This window comes from Roseibacillus ishigakijimensis (assembly GCF_016595415.1).
In the GTDB taxonomy this organism is placed as follows: domain Bacteria; phylum Verrucomicrobiota; class Verrucomicrobiia; order Verrucomicrobiales; family Akkermansiaceae; genus Roseibacillus; species Roseibacillus ishigakijimensis.
This window is the reverse complement of sequence record NZ_JAENIO010000003.1, coordinates 89,951-107,847: the sequence shown is the minus strand read 5'-3', so window position 1 is coordinate 107,847 and position 17,897 is coordinate 89,951. Positions and strand designations below refer to the sequence as shown.

Sequence of the window (17,897 nt, the reverse complement as noted above, 5' to 3'; positions counted from 1 at the left end):
ATAGGATGGGTTAGGAGTGAGATCCCCGCTTCTGCCACGACAATTCCGCGATGCGACGGCAAAGCCCCCCGAAGGTGTAGCCCGCCGCTTTCGCTCCCATGGGAAGGAGGCTGCTCGCCGTCATCCCCGGAATAGTATTGGCTTCCAGAACGTAAGGATTACCTAAGGAATCTAGCAAAACATCGACCCGGGAGTAAACCTCAATTCCAAGAGATTGATGGGCCTGTAGCGCCGCTGCTTGCACCGCCGCCACTTCTTCCTCCCTCAACTCCGCCGGGCACAGATAGTTACTCCCATTTTTCTGACCGCTCAACCAGGTGTATTTGGTGGCAAAATCATAGCTTCCACCCTCGGGGGGAATGATTTCCACCACCGGCAAGGCCTCGTCGGCGAGGATTCCCACCGTCAGCTCGCGGCCTGACACAAATTGCTCGATGAGGAGGTCATTGCTGAATTTTGCCCCGCGCTCGATGGCTGCTAGAGCTTGCTCCGGGTCTTTGACGATCTCGATGCCCACGCTGCTGCCCTCGCGAGGGGGCTTGACCACAAAGGGAACGGGAATGGTCGGCAGGCAAGCCCCGGCGCTCACATCCAGCACCTCGGATTGGGGGGTGGGAACTCCCTTCGCCAGAAAAACTTCTTTGCTCAGAGCCTTGTCGAAAGCCACGCGGCTATCCTCCACCCCCGCCCCGGTGTAGGGAATCCCCCGCTCCTCCAAGTAAGCCTGCAACTGGCCATCTTCGCCAAAAGTGCCATGGATCACATTGAAGACGAGACCGGTGCCGGCCGGAATCTCGGGTCGGGTATCGGTCACCTCCACCGCCACCGCCTGCAGCCCTTCTTCTTGCAAAGCTTGCAAAACGGCCCGACCGGAGGCGAGAGAAACCTCCCGCTCGGAGCCCGGCCCACCCATCAACACCGCAATCAAAATCGACTCGTCCATAGCGCGAGCCAATTGTCTTGCCCAGCGGAGGCAAGTCGAGCCCTAAGCAGTTCTTACCCTGCGGAAAGTGGGCCCTCTTTTGTCATCCCGCCAAGGGGAGGCTAGCGAATCTCCATCCCGGTCTTGGCGTGGATCCATTTGGCGAGTTTTCCTTCCTTGAAGAGAGCCTTGGCCTGCAGGGTCTTTTCCCCCAAAATGGTCATCTCGTTATAGGTCGCGATGCCGACCTGGTAATCGACCCCGTCGAAGGACTCATCTTCCCCTGCTTCCCAATTGGTCACCTTGGCGGCATCGAGCTCCACGATCGACCCATCGGCCAAGCTCGCTTTCATGGCCGCCACGATGCCCTCGGCATCCAGGGTGGTCGGCTCAGCGGGAGCGGGTTCCGGCTCGGGCTCGGCTTCCGCAGGTTCCTCGTTCGCGGCCACTGCCGCTGTCTCTTCCGCCGACTCTTGGGCCGCCACCTCTTGCTGTGCTTGCGGCGCGCCCCCACCCATGGCCGGTCCTTTTTGCCCCTGGGAGTTTGCCGCTACCGTGGTGTCCTGCTGCGTGGCAGGGGGGGTGACAGCCGCCATCCGACGCTCCATCCGCTTCTTGGCCACGCCCTCGGCGAAGTCAGTCTCTACCACCGGAATGGACCCGGTCAGGTGGGCGGCGAGGGCAGAGGTCACTTTCAACTTCAATTCGGCATCGAGCTCCAGGGGAGTGACCGGGCTGCCAGCATCGAGAATGAGCGGACTGAGGCCATTCTTATCGGTGAGGACCAGAGAGCTGGCCAGCACCACCGATTCGGGAAAATCCTTGGGATCGACCTTACGGTAATCGATGGTTTCGGTGATCGTGCCGGCCGGAGATTTGACTTTGATCTCCACTACGGAGGCGGAGTCCTCATTCTCCTCGTTGGTGCCCAGCAGGCTGGGGGCTAGCGGGCCATACATCATTTTGCCAAAGAAAAAGGCCCCGATGACCATCAACCCGTAGAAAAAATACTTCATAAAAAAAGAAACCGTTACTTGTCAGCTAGGAACGTTCCGAAAGCTGTTTTCTTCGCAAGACTTTCTCAAAAAACCGCAAAGCCCCCCCGAAAGCAAGACCAAGTGCTGACCGCCGCCGCGCGCCCGGAGAGTCCGCCGCACGGTGGAATCACTCGCCCAGCACGCTGGCTTTCAGGTCCAAGGCCTTTGCGAGAGCATCTTCTCCCAAGAAATTGGCATGACCACATTTGCGCAGCCCCTGGGTGCCGGACTTGCCATAAAGATGCCAGGTGACGTTCTCTCCCCCGCCCAAGCTACCGAACAAGTCCTCTCCCCGCCACAGGTCTCCCAGCAGATTGAGCATCACCACCGGGGTGTGCAGCCGACTGCTCCCGAGGCGAAGACCGGTGATCGCACGCAGCTGCTGCTCGAATTGCGAGGTGACACAGGCATCCATGGTGTGATGACCGGAATTGTGGGGCCGGGGCGCCATCTCATTGACCAGCAGCCCATCGGAGGCTGAAACAAAAAACTCCACCCCCATGATGCCTACATATTGCAGCCCCTCGGCCAACTTGCGCGCCCACTCGCGGGCCTCTTCCGCCAGAGAGGGCTCCACCCGTGCCGGGACGATGGAGTGGTCGAGGACATGCTGGCGATGGACATTCTCCGCCACATCATAGACCTCCATGGAGCCATCCTGCCCCCGGGCCACCATCACCGAAATCTCGCATTCAAAGGGAATCCATTTCTCCAAAACCGCTCGTGGGTAGTCGAACTCGGCCCAGACCTTTTCCCAATCCATGCCCTCCCGCACCCGTAGCTGCCCCTTGCCATCATAGCCAAAGGCTGCCGTCTTCAGCACCCCCTGGCCACCCAGCGCGATGATCCCTTCTTCCAATTCCGCCGCATTGGTGATCACCCGGAATGGAGCACAGGGAATGCCCTTCCCTTGCAGAAACATTTTCTCGGTTTCGCGATTCTGGCAAACGGCCACCGCTTCCGGCCGGGGATGAAGACCCACGGCGGCATCGACCGCCCGGAGGACATCGTGGTCGATATTCTCGAATTCCACGGTCGCGACCTGGACTTTGGCGAGGAATTCCGCCTGAGCTTCGGCATCGGTAAAGGGTTTGAGAATCACCTCGTCAGCCACCCCTACAGTCGGTTCGGCGACCTCGCTGCCGCTCCACACCACCGTGCGGTAGCCCATGCGCCGGGCTTCCAGACAAAGCATGCGGCCCAGCTGGCCTCCTCCCAAAATTCCGATTGTTCCTCCCGGTAAAATCATGATCTCTTCTTCAAAAAAACGCTCTCTCCCTAGCCCTGCGGGGGAAGGGTCTTGGCCAGCACGGTATCCCGCTGCTGCTCACGAAAGGCAAGCAACTTAGCCGTCAACTCCTCGTCAGAAGTAGCGAGAATGGACACTGCGGAAAGGCCCGCATTGGCCGCGCCCGCTTCTCCGATGGCGTAAGTGGCCACCGGAATGCCCTTGGGCATTTGCACGATGGAGAGCAGAGAGTCCATGCCACTGAGAGCCTTGGAACGCACGGGCACCCCGAGCACCGGCACGATGGTCGCCGCCGCCAGCATACCGGGTAGGTGGGCCGCCCCCCCCGCCCCGGCGATGATGCACTTCAGTCCCCGCTCCTGCGCGCTCTTGGCATAATCCATCAGAAGGTCGGGCGTGCGGTGGGCGCTGACCACCCGGGCCTCATAGGCAACCCCGAATTCCGCGAGGACCTCCACGGCTTTTTCCATCGTGGGCCAATCCGAATCACTGCCCATCACCACTCCCACTTGCACCTTTGCTGCTGCCATGGGGGAAACCCTGCGCAAAGCAAGGCCCGCCGACAAGGGCAAGTTTTTTCCCGCCCGGACTTCACGCAAACTTGAGCCCCAGAACCCCCGCCAGAATGAGGGCCACACAGAGAAGCCGTCCGGCAGTGGCAGGCTCGTTGAAGAGAAAGATGCCCAGCACGACCACCCCGATAGCACCAATCCCGGTCCAAACCGCGTAGGCAGTGCCAATAGGGAGCGACTTGGCCGCCAATCCCAGCAAGAAAACGCTCACCGCCATGGAAGCCAGGGTCGCAACCGTGGGCCACGGGCGGGTGAATCCCTCGGTGTATTTCAATCCCACAGCCCACCCGATCTCAAAGAGACCGGCCAACAAGAGCAAAATCCAAGGCATGATAAGGTCAATCGCAACCGAGGTCGTCCCCGTGAAATGACGAGCGGCGGGGTCGTCCCCGCTTCGTGGTGAAGCCCCCTTCTCGACCAACTCCTCCCTTGGGTCAAGGCCGCTTTGCCGCAGCCTCCCGAAAATACGCCACAAAAAATACTGCCCAAGCCCGGCCGGGCGGTGCAAGGTAGCCGCGATGGCGCGATTTCTTGCTTTCTTGCCTTTTCTGCTTTTCCTCACTTCCTGCGATCCTCAGAGCGATGTCGCGCAGGCCAATGAGGAAAAGATCCTCATCGTCGGCAACTCCAACGAGCCCAAGGGACTGGATCCCCACTTGGTCTCGGGGGTGCTGGAATCCAATATCATCCGGGCTCTCTTCGAGGGCCTTTGTGTGGAGCACCCTTCGCAGGATGGCCAAGCCTTGCCCGGCGCCGCCACCCGCTGGGAAGCCAGCGACGACTTCACCCGCTGGATTTTCCACCTCCAACCGGAAGGCACATGGTCCGATGGCGTCCCGGTCACCGCCCATGACTTCGTCTTTTCCTACCGCCGCCTCCTCTCCCCCGACCCGAACTGGCCCGCCAAGTATGCTGAAATGCTCTATTTCCTTGAGAATGCGGAGACCTATTCCAAAAACCGCCGGGGCGAAATCCTCTTCTCCCACGACGAGAGCTTTCCCACCAGTTGGGAGACCCTCGCGCAGGTAAACTTCGGTGGCGACGCTACCATCGACCAAGGCCCTGCCGCCGGAATCCCATTTGACAAACTTTCCTCCGATGAAAAGGCAAAAAGACTGGCTGCCAGCGGACTCGACAAGCTCACCCCGGAAGAGCTGGACTACCTGATTGCCCACCCCGCCGCCTTTGCCTGGCCGGAAGAGGTTCCCCCCGAAGTGCGCACCCTCGTCCTCACCCGTCTCCGCGAGCACCACGGGCAGGACCTCTGGCCCCTCGCCCGGGTGGGCGCGACCGCCCTCGATGACTACACTCTCGAGATTCGCCTCCGCGGCCCAGTCCCCTTCTTGCCCGAAATCACCAAGCACTACACCTGGTATCCCGTCCCCCGCCACATCATCTTGAAGCATGGCGAAATCAACACCGCCTTCTCCTCCCCCTGGACCAAGGAAGAAAACCTTGTCTCCAACGGCCCTTTCCAGCTCAAAACCTGGCGCACCAACCACCTCATCGAAGTCGAGCGCAATCCCCATTACTGGGACAGCGAACAAGTCCAACTCAACGGCATCCGCTACCTGCCCATCTCCAACTACTACACCGAGAGCCGCATGTTTGGCGACGAACAACTCCACGTCACCTACACCGTGCCTTCGGAGCTCATTCCCTATGCCCAGGAAAAATACCCCCGCGAATTGCGGCAAGAACCTTACGTGGGCGTGCGCTTCCTCCGCAGCAACATCCGTCGCAAACCCTTCGACAATCCCAAGGTGCGCCGGGCCTTTGCCCTCGCCATCGACCAAAAGGCCATTTGCGAAAAAATTCTACAGGGAGGACAGACCCCGGCTTCCGGAATCGTGCCCCCCTTCGGCGACTACGAGCCCCCCGGCCTCATTTCCTTTGATGCCGAAAAGGCCCGGGCCCTCCTCGCCGAATCCGGCTATGCGGCCACTTCCTCCTTCCCGGATATCACCATTCTAACCACCGACTCCGATTCCGGTCGCCGCGAAGCCGAAGCCCTGCAAGCCATGTGGAAGAAACACCTCGGTATCAATGTCCGCATCGTGCAGCGGGAGTGGACCACCTACCTGCAGAAACAATACGACGGCGACTTCGACCTCTGCGTCGGTGGTTGGATCGGCGATTACCTCGACCCCACCACCTTCCTGGAAATGTGGATCAAGGACGGGGGCAACAACAACACCGGCTGGAGTTCGCCGGAGTTCGAGAGCTTGCTCCACCAAGCCGAAAACACCGCCGAAGTGCCTGCCCGCATGGCCACCCTCGCCCAAGCCGAGCGCGTCATGATGGAAGAAACCCCCGTTCTCCCCATCTACTGGTATACCACCAACTACCTCATCCGCCCGGAGGTCAAGAACTGGCACCCCTTGCTGCTCAATAACCACCCCTTCAAATTCGTCCGGCTCGAGCCCTGAAGGCGACGGGTTTTTTCCACCCGATGAAGGAGATGGCCACGACGAAACGTTGACTCTGGAGAAATCGCAGAGAAGCTCTCACTAACAAAAGGGTGCAATTTTCCATCAACCAACTCCACTTCACCGCCCCCGCCGCCTACCTCTGGCTGGGCGGCGTCCTCCTCCTCGCCGTGGCCTTCTTCTCTTGGACGGCATTCCGCCGCGCCACCCGGCCCGTCCGCACCGGCTTGCTGGAGCTTCTCCGCTTCCTCATTGCCCTCCTCGTCTTCCTCCTCCTCCTCCAGCCCGAGTGGCACCGGGTGATCAATCCCACCGACGAGCCCGAGGTCGTCATCCTCGCCGACGCCTCCGGCTCCATGAGCACGGTCGATGCCGCGCGCGATGCCGGGACCAGCCAACCCGAAATCATCTCCCGCGCCCAGCAGGTGCAGGACATCCTTTCCTCAGAATTCTACCTGCCGCTCCTGGAAGACGGCAAAACCAAGGTCAACATCGAGACCTTCGCCTCTCCCCCGGAGGCAGACAAGCCCGGAACCCAGCCCGGCACCAATCTGAACGCAGCCCTCGACAACCTGCTCGAAAACCGTCCTCATCTCCGCTCCGTGGTCCTCCTCAGCGATGGCGATTGGAACCAAGGCCCACCACCAGTGACCGCCGCACAAAAACTCCGTCACCGCGACATCCCCCTCTTCACCGTCCCCATCGGCTCCGAGACCCGCCTCCCCGACCTCGACCTCGTCTCCATCTCCGCCCCCACCTACGGCATCGTGGGAGAAAATGTGCAAATCCCCTTCACCGTCCGCTCCTCGCTGGACCGCGACCTGCGCACCGTCATTCGCCTGCGCGATTCCCAAGGCGCCGAGTTCACCAAGGACCTCCTCATCCCCGCCCGCAGCACCGTCTACGAGTCCATTCTCTATCGCTTGGAAAAAGAAGGAAGCAGCACCCTCTCCCTCACCCTTCCCCCTGCGGCCGGAGAACTCCTGCCCGACAACAACAGCCGCCAATTCACCATCTCCGGCAAGCCGGAAGACATTCGCGTGCTCGTCATCGAGACCCTCCCGCGCTGGGAATACCGCTTCATCCGCAATGCCCTCTCCCGCGACCCCGGGGTGCAAGTGGACTGTCTGCTCCTCCACCCCCAGCTCAATCCCGGCGATGGCCCCGATTACATCCAGGAATTTCCCGAAAAGCCGGAAGATCTGCAGAAATACGACGTCGTCTTCCTCGGCGACATCGGCGTGGGCGACAAGCAGCTGACTCCCACCCAGGCGGAACTCCTCAAAGGACTGGTGGAAAATCTCGCCTCCGGCCTCGTCTTCATCCCTGGCAGCCAGGGAAATTGGGAGAGCCTCCTCACTTCCCCGCTGGGTGACCTCCTCCCCGTCATCCTCGACGAGCAACAGCCCAACGGACTCTCCGAGAACACCGCCGCCCCCCTCGAGCTCACCAGCGAAGGCCGCTCCTCACTCCTCACCATGCTCGCCGATACCGAAGAGCAAAACCCTGCCGTCTGGTCCTCCCTCCCCGGCTTCCACTGGCACGCCCCCGTCATCCGCTCCAAGTCCGGCACCGAGGTCCTCGCCGTGCACAGCAACCGCCGCAACGAATACGGACGCATCCCCCTCCTTGTCACCAACCGCGTAGGCAGCGGCAAAGTCCTCTTTCTGGGCCACGACTCCGCCTGGCGTTGGCGTCGCGGCGTCGAGGACCTCTACCACTACCGCTTCTGGGGCCAGGTCGCCCGCTGGATGTCCTACCAGCGCAACATCGCCACCGACCAACGCATCCGCCTCTACTTTTCCCCCGAACGGCCCAAGCCTGGCGACCGCGTCACCCTCACCGCCAACGTCTTTGATGCCAATGGAGCCCCCTTGCAGAAAGGCCCCATCCCCCTCGAACTCACCGAGCCCAGTGGACGCACCACCCGCCTGGAATTGGAAGCTGGCGAAGGCGAAAACGCCTGGGGCACCTTTACCCGCAGCTTCCCCGTCACCCAGGCGGGAGAGTGGCGGATCGACGCCTATCTACCCGACGAAACTAGCGAGGAACCCCAGCTGAGCACCGTCATCCTCGCACAAGACGAACAACTGGAGAAAGTCGGCCAACCGGCCAAAATCGATGTTATGGAGGAACTCGCCACCATCTCCCGGGGCGCGGTCGCCCGTCCCGACGAACTCTCCCGCCTCCTTCGCGAACTCCAACTCCTGCCGACCCCCCGCCCCCAGGTCATTCCCTTCCGCCTCTGGGCCCACCCAGGCACCGCCGCCCTCCTCATCGGCCTCCTCGGCCTCTTCTGGACCGGTCGCAAGCTCAATGGCACCTTCTGAATATTTTCCCTAACCCCCGGACGCAGACCCCCCTCGGCCCCTCTGCCTCCGTCCCAACGAAGCTTCGGTTTTCAGCCGACTCTGCTGGCGCTTTGCGGCGGCCCCGGCAGGCCCCTCCCTACCGGAAAGCAGCGAGCACGGTTGGCCAAGCCCCGGGTCGGGAAGGTGAAGAGAAAATCACTCTCCTCCCCGGGATTCGATCAGTCCCGCATTGGGATCCTGAAATTCGGGGTCATGGCCTTTGGCGTAGTTGAAGAGGTGCTTCCAGCCATATTCAAAATAGGCCTCCTTTTCTTCTTTGTTCAAGCGCTCCCAGATGGCGACGTTGAACGCCCGGGTGACCTTCATCATCATCTTGAGGGTGAGACGACGCCCTTTGCGCGCCCGTTGCACCTGCTTGTGGGTCAGTTGCTCGGTCGAGATTTCCACCAGATCATGATTATCCAGCCCCCACGCGGTCATCATCGCGTCGAGGGGCTGCGGGCCGAGGTCCATTTCTTCCATAGAGGAGGGAGTCTAGAAGGCTTTGCGGAGCGGGAAAAGAAGGAAGCGAAAAGAAGTGAAGCCGCTCCCCCCTACTCCCACTCGATGCTGGCCGGAGGCTTGGTGGAGACGTCGTAGAGGACGCGATTGACGCCATCGACATCGTTGAGAATGCGGTGACTGGTCTCGCGCAGAATCTCGTAAGGCAACTCCACCCAATCGGCGGTCATGGCATCTTCGCTGATGACCGCGCGCAGACCCACGGCCCACTCGTAACTGCGTTCATCACCCTTCACCCCCACGGTTTTGACGGGAATGAGGCAGGCGTAGGCTTGCCAGGTCTTGTCATACCAACCGTGTTCGCGGAGCTTGCCGATGAAGATGGCATCCGCTTCCTGAATGATGCGCACGCGCTTGCGGTCAACAATGCCAGGGCAGCGCACCGCGAGGCCGGGCCCGGGGAAGGGATGGCGATTGACGATATCGGCATCGAGTCCGAGGGCGAGGCCGAGTTCGCGGACTTCGTCTTTGAAGAGTTCGGCGAGGGGCTCGAGGACTTTGCCCTGCTTCTGCAGCTCAAGAATGCGGTCCACCCGGTTGTGGTGGGTCTTGATCTTGGAGGCCTTGGAGCCTTCGTTGGAAGCACTCTCGATGACATCGGGGTAGAGAGTGCCCTGGGCCAGCAGCTCGGCATCGCCCACCGCGTCCCAGAAGACATCCACGAAGAGATTGCCGATGATGTCCCGCTTTTTCTCAGGCTCGGCGACTCCTTCCAGTTTCTCGAAGAAAAGCTCGCTGGCATCGACGGTCTCGATGGGCACGCCCATGCGCGCGAAGTTCTTGCGCACTTCTTCGCCCTCGTCCTTCCGCATGAGGCCGTGGTCCACGAAGATGGCCCGCATGTTGACCCCGGCTTCGTTGAGGAGAACGGCGAGCACGGTGCTGTCCACTCCCCCGCTCACGCCACAAACGACCTGGCGATCACCCACGCGTTCACGAATCTCGCGCAGAAGCTCCTGCTTCATATCTTCGATGCGGAACTCGTTGAGGTCTTTTGCCAAAGAGAGAAAGTTTCGCAGCACCTGGTTGCCCTCATGACTGTGAGTCACCTCCGGGTGGAACTGGATGCCGTAAAAATCATTGCCAAAGCCGAGGCTGACCGGAGTGCCGTGTTGATTGCTGGCGAGCACCTCGGTATCGGCCGAGAGGTTCTTGACCGTATCGGAGTGGCTCATCCAGATTTGCGAGCGCTCCGACATATCGGCGAACAGTCCGCTCTTGCAGGCGGGAATGAGCTGAGCGGGGCCATACTCGCGGCGGTCGCTGGCTTCCACCGAGCCACCGAACTTGAGGTTCATCAGCTGCATCCCGTAGCAGACCCCGAGGACGGGCACCTGATGGGCCTTGAGGACCTCAAAGTCGAGGTCGGGGGCATCGGGATCGGCCGTGCTCTTGGGGCCGCCGGAAAGGATGATGGCACCCGGCTTGCCGATTTCCGACAAATCCTCCGGGCGGTAAAGTTTGGCAAAATAGCCCAATTCGCGCACGCGGCGAACGATAAGCTGGGTGTATTGCGAGCCGAAATCCAGCACCGCGACGTGATTCACTTCTTCCATGAAAAATTCAGTTTGAGATTGGTTGGGTCAGCTTCCGATGGGCTGATAGTTGGTCGGTTCTTCAGTGATGGTGACATCGTGGGCATGGCTCTCGCGGAGACCGCCCGGGGTGATGCGGACGAATTCGGCAAACTCACGCAGCTCCGCCAGCGAGCTGGCACCGACATAACCCATGCCGGAACGCAAGCCGCCCATGAGCTGGAATAGGACATCGGCCAAGGGGCCCTTGTAGGCCACCCGGCCTTCCACGCCTTCCGCGACCAACTTGCCACTGCTATTCTGGCTGTAGCGATCGCCGGAGCCCTTCTTCATGGCGCCCAGAGAGCCCATTCCCCGGTAGGTTTTGAAGCGACGGCCCTGATAGTGAACGGTCTTGCCGGGACTCTCGCGCGTGCCGGCCAGGAGAGAGCCGAGCATCACGAGGTCGGCTCCCGCCGCGATTGCTTTGACAACATCACCGGAGTAACGGATGCCGCCATCGGCGATGACGCGCACACCGGCCTCGCGCGCGACCTCGGCGACATTACGAATGGCGGTGAACTGGGGCATGCCCACACCCGCGATAACCCGGGTGGTGCAGATGGAGCCCGGCCCCACTCCCACCTTGATGGCGCTGGCACCGGCCTCGATCAGGTCACGGGCACCTTGCGCGGTGACCACATTACCCGCCACCACGGGGAGATTTCCCATAGCCCGCAATTCGCTCACCACTTCCATCACCCGGTCGGTGTGGCCCGTGGCGGCATCGATGAAGAGAGCATCGGCACCAGCCTCGATGAGCGCCTGGCCCCGGTCCCGGAAGTCGGGTCCTACGCCAACGGCAGCCCCGCAGCGAAGACGGCCATCGGGGTCCTTGGCCGCGCTGGTGTAGGTGATGCGCTTTTCGATGTCCGCTCCCGTGATGAGACCAACCAACTTGCCGGAATCATCAATCAGAGGGAGTTTTTCGATGCGGTTTTCGTAAAGGATACGGCGAGCCTCCTCCATGCTGGTATCGGGACGACCGGTGATGAGACGCTCGCGCGGCGTCATCACCTCGGCCACGGTCTCATTCTCCCCATCGAAATAACGCAGGTCACGCCCGGTCACCATGCCCTCCAGAATGCCTTCCGCATTGACCACGGGGAAACCGGAGAACCCGCGTTCTTCCACCAAATCGCGGACTTGACCGAGAGTCATCTCCTTAGTCACGATCTCCGGCTTGTGAATGACCGCATTTTCCGAGCGCTTGACCCGGGAAACCATCGCCGCCTGTTCACCAATGGGGCAAGCGCGGTGGATCACGCCGATTCCACCCTCGCGGGCGAGGGCAATGGCGAGTTCGGACTCCGAGACCGTATCCATCGCGGCGGAAACGACCGGCGAAGTGAGTTCGATATCAGGAGTCAGGGAACTGCTCAAGGACACCAGATTGGGAAGCACGCTGCTTCGCTGCGGGACCAAGAGAACGTCGTCGAAAGAAAGGCCTAGGATGGGCTCTGCCATGGGCGAATGAAGGGGACTCAGCGCCGATGTTCAAGCCCGAATTGAGGACAATTTGCCATTTAGACCACATGCACGGGAGCGGGAACCGCAACCACTTGCATGCCTGCCAATTGGGCGGCCATGATTCCCGGCGCAGCGTCTTCAAAGGCCACGCATTTGGTGGGCTCCACTCCGATGCGCTCGGCGGCCTGCAGGAAAACCTCGGGATCGGGCTTGCCCACTTTGACATCGTCAGCAGTGACCACTTCGTCGAAAAGATCGGAGAGTTCCAACACTTGCAGAGTCTTCTCCACCACCATGCGGGAGCCGCCGGTGGCGATGGCCATGGGGACCTTGCCCCGCCAAGAACGGGCGTAATCGACGACTTCATCAATCACGGTCACCTGGTCGAGACGGGAGAGAAAAGCCTTCTTTTTGGCAAAAGCCACGGTATCGGGATCCAGCTTGAGATTATTCTCGGCATTGAGCTGCACCACGATGTCCTTGGTAGGACGACCGCCCATGGCATAAAAAACATCTTCGCCAAATATCCCGGCGGCTCCAACTTGATTGAGAGCCTCGCACCAAGACTCGAAGTGAGCCGGCATTGAATCAATCAACGTTCCATCCAAATCAAAAACCAAACCTTCGAATCCGTCCGTGGGAAAATCCATATCGCGGTTCCGCAAGTGCCGAAAAGTGACCCATCCTGCAAGCGGATAATTAGCGATTTTAGAAACAACTTTGCCACGAACCTCTGCTGGCGGGTTTATAAAAATCAATTTAGCGCCCGAAATCCACTTTTCCGACGGGACCGCCGATCGCTTTGCGAGTGCCGGTCCAACGAGTTCCACTGGCTCCGGCATCTTTTTCCAGACTCCAGAGGGCCACGATCGGGCCTTCCCCTTCTCCGGCAAATTCCGCAAGGTAAAGTTTGCCTTGGGAATAGTTGAACCCCTGCACGCGACGCCCGGCGGCCTCACCGCGCACGAAGCGGGTGTGGTGCCACTCCAGGGCCACGGCCAATTCTTCCGTCCCGAGGAGACCGGTGTATGGGGTCAGCGCGACCTCATGGGCCACGGGATTGGAGGGCTCCAGACGGCGCAGAATGACGGGCGATTCCCGTCGCCGTTCGTCGAAAAACCGTCCCCGCAGATCGCCGTCCTCTTCGCGCACAAAGCCACGACCGACGCGGGAACCTTCCTGCCAGGCTTCGAAAACCACACCGCCGCGCTCCATCTTTCCCCCGTAGAAGACCATGGCATCTCCCCGGTCAGCGAGGAAGACTCCCCGCCACAATTCCTCCCCCCGCCACTGTCCGGCAAGGATGCCCGGCACATTTTCGACCTCCGCCTGGTAGAAGATCATGGCCTCGGCGCTCTCCTCATCGCCCACTTCTTTCTTCCAGTCGCGAACCGAGTTGTTGTCCCCCTGATCGGCGAGACGGCTCTCGCCCGAGGCCAGACCACGCGCGCCCACTTGCTCGGCTTGCAAGCGGGAAAGACATCCTTCCAAGGCCCGGGTGCGGTAGCGGGTCAGCTCCCGCATGGTTTGGAAATAGGCTTGGGGGTAGCGGGCCTCGCCACTGACCCCGTCGGCATCGGCCTTGGCCTGCTCTTTCACGTATTGCACCCACTCATTCTGCGCAGTGAGAAAAAGCCGCCCCCGTTCACTATCCTCTCCCACCAGGGCGAGGATCTCCGCCAGGGTAGCTTCCATGACGCGGCGCTCCGCTTCTGCCGAGGAGGCCGCCCGCTCATTGCCAGCCACGATCTGTTGAGCGGAAAGTGGGAGCGGGAGGGAGAACAAACCCACCGCCAGCAAAGGGGCGAGCGGTTGAAAAACTGGTTGGGAAAGTTGGGGAATCACTCTCGCATTCTTGGCTTTACCCGGCGACCAGTCAAGACTCCGCCCTGTCCCCATCAACTGCCCCGAGCGGTGCTGAAAAAGCGACTTTGCCAAACAAATCTCCCCCGCGCACACGCTAGCGGCGTGCAGATGGCGGCACGGACCGCTCTTGCGGACGGGAGGAGAACTGCTACTCTTACCGCCATTCACCCCTTATGAGACTCCCTTTTTTGTTTCTGATTCTGTCCAGCGGACTTGCCATCGCCCAAGAGACAGAGGCCGGGCCCGCAGCGCCGCCAGAATCACTTCCCCCCATGCCTTTGATTGAAATCCTCGGTCAGGGCGGGGTGATGATGATTCCCCTGGCTCTGATGGCCCTGCTCGCCCTGATCCTAATTGCGCTCTACACCCTGACCATTCGGCGGGCCGCAGTCGTCACCAACCGCTTCATGAATGCGGCCGACGGGATGCTGCGCAAAAAGGATTTCATGGGCCTGCTCTCCTACAGCCATCGTCGCTCGGAGATGGTGGCCCGGCTGACCTCGCGGACCCTACAGTTCGTGACCGAAAACCCGGGGGCGACCACCACCGAGGTGCGGGATGTGGCCGAGACCGAGGGCTCCCGCCAGGCCAGCATCCTGGCCCAACGCATCAACTGGCTGGGTGACATCGGAGCCATCGCCCCCATGTTGGGACTGTTGGGCACCGTCATCGGCATGATCAAATCCTTCATGCTCATCTCCCAGGGATCGGTGGGCAATCTTCCCATGCTCTTGGCCAATGGCGTCTCGGAGGCACTCGTGACCACTGCCAGCGGCTTGGTCATCGGCATCACCGCGATGGTTTTCCACTCCTTTTTCAAGGGGCGGGTCAACCGCCTCCTCTCCGAGTTCGAGGCCGCCTCCACCCACCTGATCAACCTCCTCATCTCCCAAGCGAAGGCCCCGCGCCCGCCCATCCAAGCGGCCCCCCAGCCGGCCAATGCCCCCGGACTGGTCTCGGGTGAAATGTATGGCCCTCAGGATGTGGTGATGCCGCAGGAATAGTCAGCCCCCCTTTCCCTCTTGCTGTGAAATTCAAACGTCCCGAGCCACAACCGGCGGGCTTTCAGCTCGCCCCCATGATTGACATCGTCTTTCTGCTCCTGATCTTCTTCATCGTCACCTGGCAATTTTCGCGCTCCGAGCTGGACCTGAAGGTCTCCGTCCCCTCCTCCACCGATAGCAAAGAGCGGGAAAACCGCACCTATCTGGAAATCATCATCAACGTGCGGGCCGATGGCTCGACCTACGTCAACGGCGACCCCATTACCGCCGAGGCCCTTTTTGACAAACTCTCCGCCATCACCCGGGTGGAGCGCAACCAGCCCGTGCGAGTGCGGGGGGACGCCAACACCCCCTTCCAAGACATCGTGCGGGTGATGGACATTTGCACCCGCGCCGGGGTGTGGAATGTTTCCTTCGCCACCCAGACCTCCGGCGGAGCCAGTTGAGCTCCCGGAAACTCCACCCACCACCTCAATCCCCGTTTTCTAAAATGTTAGAAAAACCGCTTCTCTCTCTACTGTCCCTCGCCCTGGCGTCCACCGACCTGATGGCCCAAGAAGGTGAGCCCTCCCCGGCCCCGGACGAACCCGCCCCCCTGCAGGCCGACCCCGCCCGCGACCTCTTCGAGGCCGGGCAGCTGGCCTACGCGGAGGGAAAGGCGAGCCCAAACAAGGGCGAGCAACAGGTGGCTTACGAAAGCGCCCTGCGCACCTTCGACCGCTTTCGACAAGCTTTTCCCCAACACCCGAACAGTGCCGAGGCCCAGTTCTACATGGCCTCCTGCTACGAAAAACTGGGCCAACAAGGCCGGGCCCTGGCCACCTACACCGCCCTCGCCAACTCAGGATTGACCAGCCCCCTGGTGGAGGCTGCCGCCCAGCAAGTGGCAGCCACTTATTATCAGGCAAAAAAATATGCCGAAGCAGAGCCTATCTTTGCCCGCTTGGCCCAGGTCACCGGCAAGGCGCAGACCCGGCACCTCGCGCTTTACCAGCGGGCCTTGTGCCTGCAGCATCTCGACCGCCAGGCGGAATTGAAAGAGGCGCTTCGGGCCGTTGTCTTTGATGATGGCTCCCCCTACAGCGAAAAGGCCCGGGCCGCAATCTCCGCACTCTACGCCAAAACCGGCGACAAGGAGCGGGCCTACGCCAATTATCGCCTGCTGGCGGACAGCAGCGACAAGGCCACCGCCGCCAACGCCATCCTCCAGAGCGCCTTGCTCGCCCGCGAACTGGGTCGCGAACGCGAGGCCGCAGGCTGGTTCGAACGCATCCTCACCACTCCGGAGCTGGGCAAATGGCACGGCAAAGCTCAGCTAACCCTGATGACCCGGGCCTACGACGAACCCGATTTCCCCACCGTAGTCCGGCTTTACGAGCGGGGGACCTACTCACTGCCCAAGAACGAAGAGGCCCAGCGCCTGGCCTTGGCCGCCGAGGCCTACCGGCAGATCGGGCAAGGAGAAAAAGCCAATCAGCTCTACGAACGGCTGGCCAAAGTCTCGACCAACAAGAACCAGGCCTTTGATGCCGCCTATGCCGTGCTCACCCGGGAATACCAGAAGGGTCAGGACAGCTTCTTAAAGGCTGGCGAGGACTTCCTCAAACAGCATGGCAAAAACCATTCCGGGGACGGGCGCCTGGACAACGTCCACCTCATGCTGGCGGAGAAATACTCCAGCCGAAAGAAATTCCGCGAGGCAGCCCACCACTATCAGGCCCTCGACTTGACCCGCGTGGCCGCCGACAACGTGGCCCAGGTGCGCTACCGCTTGGCCTATGCCCGGATGAAGGCGGGACAACTCGCAGAAGCGCGAGACGCTTTCGCCGACTTCCTGCACCACCACCCGAAGGATAAAAATGCGGTGCGCGCGCTGGCCCACCGCGCTTCCCTGCTGACCCAAAGCGGGGCCCACGAAGCAGCGATGGCTGACTACGAACGCCTTCTCACCCTCACCGACGACCCGGCCTTCCGGCTACCCGCCCTCTCGGGCATGGCAGAGTATTACCGGGAGAAAGAGGACTTCGCCAAGCTCATCGAGATTCATGAAAAGCTCTTGCGCGAATTCCCCCAGCGGAGCCCGCGCGAGCAAGCCGCTTCCCACTTCGTGCTGGGCTGGGCCCACTACAAGCGGGAGAACTGGCAGCAGGCGACCCCCGCACTGACCCGCGCGCGGGAACTCAACCCCCAGGGAGTGGGCCGCGACGCCACCATTCATCTGGCGCTCATTCATTTCAGCCAGCAGGATGAAAAAGCCCTGCAAAGCGAGCTCGACCGACTGCAACGGGACTTCCCCGGCAACGAGCTCCCCCGCCCCATCTATGCCTGGCTGGGGGCCAAAAAAGCCTCCGAGGGCGCGTATCAAGAAGCGTGGCAATACCTCCCCCAAGCGGTGACCCTGGAGGATCCGGCAGAGACTAAAACCGCGGTTTGGAAGGCCTACGCCCGGACCGCAGAGGTCCTCGGCCATCACCGCGAGACGTTGCAAGCCTGCGACATCCTGCTCCCCACGGAAGACAGTGACTACCTGCGGGCCGTCCTGCTCCACCGCAAGGCCAAAGCCCTGCTCGGCTTGCGCCAATACGAAGAGGCGACCACCGTGGCCAAAACGGCTCTCGAGCTCAAGCCCCAGGGGGAGCTCAATGCCGCCCTGCGCCTGACCCTGGGCGACATTGCCCGCGGCCAGAAGCTCATCGACGAGGCCTTGGGCCACTATGTGGTGGTGGCGGAAATCATCGGGAAAGGCTCTCACCGCACCACCGCCCTGCTGCGGGCTATCGAGCTCTATCAAGAAAAAGGCGATGCCACCTCCTTAGCCGAGGCCGCGAAATACCGCGCTCTGCTCCCCTGAAAAAAAGGGCAGCCATCTCTGGCTGCCCCGGGAAGTTTCTTATCGTGAGG

Annotated in this window: 15 protein-coding genes; 5 read left to right on the top strand and 10 right to left on the bottom strand. The window is 61.3% G+C overall.

The features are described 5' to 3' along the window. Positions 1–10: 10 nt before the first annotated feature. The 5 genes from JIN78_RS01955 to sugE form a co-directional block, all read right to left on the bottom strand. Positions 11–943 carry a D-alanine--D-alanine ligase gene (locus JIN78_RS01955; protein WP_200390247.1) on the bottom strand — a complete coding sequence of 311 codons (933 nt, stop codon included), beginning with the start codon at positions 941–943 and terminating at the stop codon, positions 11–13. A gap of 101 nt (positions 944–1,044) precedes the next feature. Beyond that, positions 1,045–1,938: a hypothetical protein gene (locus JIN78_RS01950; protein WP_200390246.1), complete on the bottom strand. Its 894-nt coding sequence runs from the start codon at positions 1,936–1,938 to the stop codon at positions 1,045–1,047. A gap of 148 nt (positions 1,939–2,086) precedes the next feature. Further along, positions 2,087–3,208, bottom strand: coding sequence for a 5-(carboxyamino)imidazole ribonucleotide synthase (locus JIN78_RS01945; protein WP_200390245.1), 1,122 nt, complete (start codon positions 3,206–3,208; stop codon positions 2,087–2,089). Between the two features lie 29 nt (positions 3,209–3,237). Then, a complete protein-coding gene (gene purE, locus JIN78_RS01940) occupies positions 3,238–3,738 on the bottom strand; it encodes a 5-(carboxyamino)imidazole ribonucleotide mutase (RefSeq protein ID WP_200390244.1) in 501 nt (166 codons plus the stop codon). A gap of 61 nt (positions 3,739–3,799) precedes the next feature. After that, positions 3,800–4,111 (bottom strand): quaternary ammonium compound efflux SMR transporter SugE, encoded by a 312-nt coding sequence (gene sugE, locus JIN78_RS01935; protein WP_200390243.1) that lies wholly within the window; start codon positions 4,109–4,111, stop codon positions 3,800–3,802. Between the two features lie 187 nt (positions 4,112–4,298). Between sugE and JIN78_RS01930 the strand changes: the two genes are divergently transcribed. Together JIN78_RS01930 and JIN78_RS01925 are read left to right on the top strand one after the other, a co-directional pair. Continuing rightward, complete coding sequence (locus JIN78_RS01930) at positions 4,299–6,209, top strand: peptide ABC transporter substrate-binding protein (protein ID WP_200390242.1); 1,911 nt, start codon at positions 4,299–4,301, stop codon at positions 6,207–6,209. Between the two features lie 92 nt (positions 6,210–6,301). Further along, on the top strand, positions 6,302–8,539 hold the full coding sequence (locus JIN78_RS01925; protein WP_200390241.1) for a hypothetical protein: 2,238 nt from the start codon (positions 6,302–6,304) through the stop codon (positions 8,537–8,539). 177 nt (positions 8,540–8,716) lie between these two features. On the opposite strand, the gene JIN78_RS01920 is transcribed toward JIN78_RS01925, so the two are convergent. The 5 genes from JIN78_RS01920 to JIN78_RS01900 all read right to left on the bottom strand — a co-directional run bounded on the left by JIN78_RS01920 (position 8,717) and on the right by JIN78_RS01900 (position 13,971). Then, positions 8,717–9,043 (bottom strand): hypothetical protein, encoded by a 327-nt coding sequence (locus tag JIN78_RS01920; protein WP_200390240.1) that lies wholly within the window; start codon positions 9,041–9,043, stop codon positions 8,717–8,719. 71 nt (positions 9,044–9,114) lie between these two features. Beyond that, the gene (gene guaA, locus JIN78_RS01915; RefSeq protein WP_345778139.1) at positions 9,115–10,629 is read right to left on the bottom strand and encodes a glutamine-hydrolyzing GMP synthase; all 1,515 of its coding nucleotides are present in this window, start codon (positions 10,627–10,629) and stop codon (positions 9,115–9,117) included. 36 nt (positions 10,630–10,665) lie between these two features. After that, positions 10,666–12,123 (bottom strand): IMP dehydrogenase, encoded by a 1,458-nt coding sequence (gene guaB / locus JIN78_RS01910; RefSeq protein ID WP_200390238.1) that lies wholly within the window; start codon positions 12,121–12,123, stop codon positions 10,666–10,668. Positions 12,124–12,182: 59 nt separating this feature from the next. Continuing rightward, complete coding sequence (locus JIN78_RS01905) at positions 12,183–12,776, bottom strand: HAD family hydrolase (RefSeq protein WP_200390237.1); 594 nt, start codon at positions 12,774–12,776, stop codon at positions 12,183–12,185. 109 nt (positions 12,777–12,885) lie between these two features. Beyond that, positions 12,886–13,971, bottom strand: a complete 1,086-nt coding sequence (locus tag JIN78_RS01900; protein ID WP_200390236.1) for a DUF1311 domain-containing protein — start codon at positions 13,969–13,971, stop codon at positions 12,886–12,888. Between the two features lie 293 nt (positions 13,972–14,264). Between JIN78_RS01900 and JIN78_RS01895 the strand changes: the two genes are divergently transcribed. From JIN78_RS01895 to JIN78_RS01885, 3 genes are read left to right on the top strand one after another with little or no spacing between them, the layout of a single operon-like run. Continuing rightward, positions 14,265–14,996, top strand: coding sequence for a MotA/TolQ/ExbB proton channel family protein (locus JIN78_RS01895; RefSeq protein ID WP_200390235.1), 732 nt, complete (start codon positions 14,265–14,267; stop codon positions 14,994–14,996). 23 nt (positions 14,997–15,019) lie between these two features. Beyond that, entirely contained in the window at positions 15,020–15,442 is a 423-nt protein-coding gene (locus JIN78_RS01890) for an ExbD/TolR family protein (RefSeq protein WP_200390234.1), read from the top strand. Between the two features lie 44 nt (positions 15,443–15,486). Next, positions 15,487–17,847, top strand: a complete 2,361-nt coding sequence (locus JIN78_RS01885) for a tetratricopeptide repeat protein (RefSeq protein ID WP_200390233.1) — start codon at positions 15,487–15,489, stop codon at positions 17,845–17,847. Positions 17,848–17,897 lie beyond the last annotated feature (50 nt).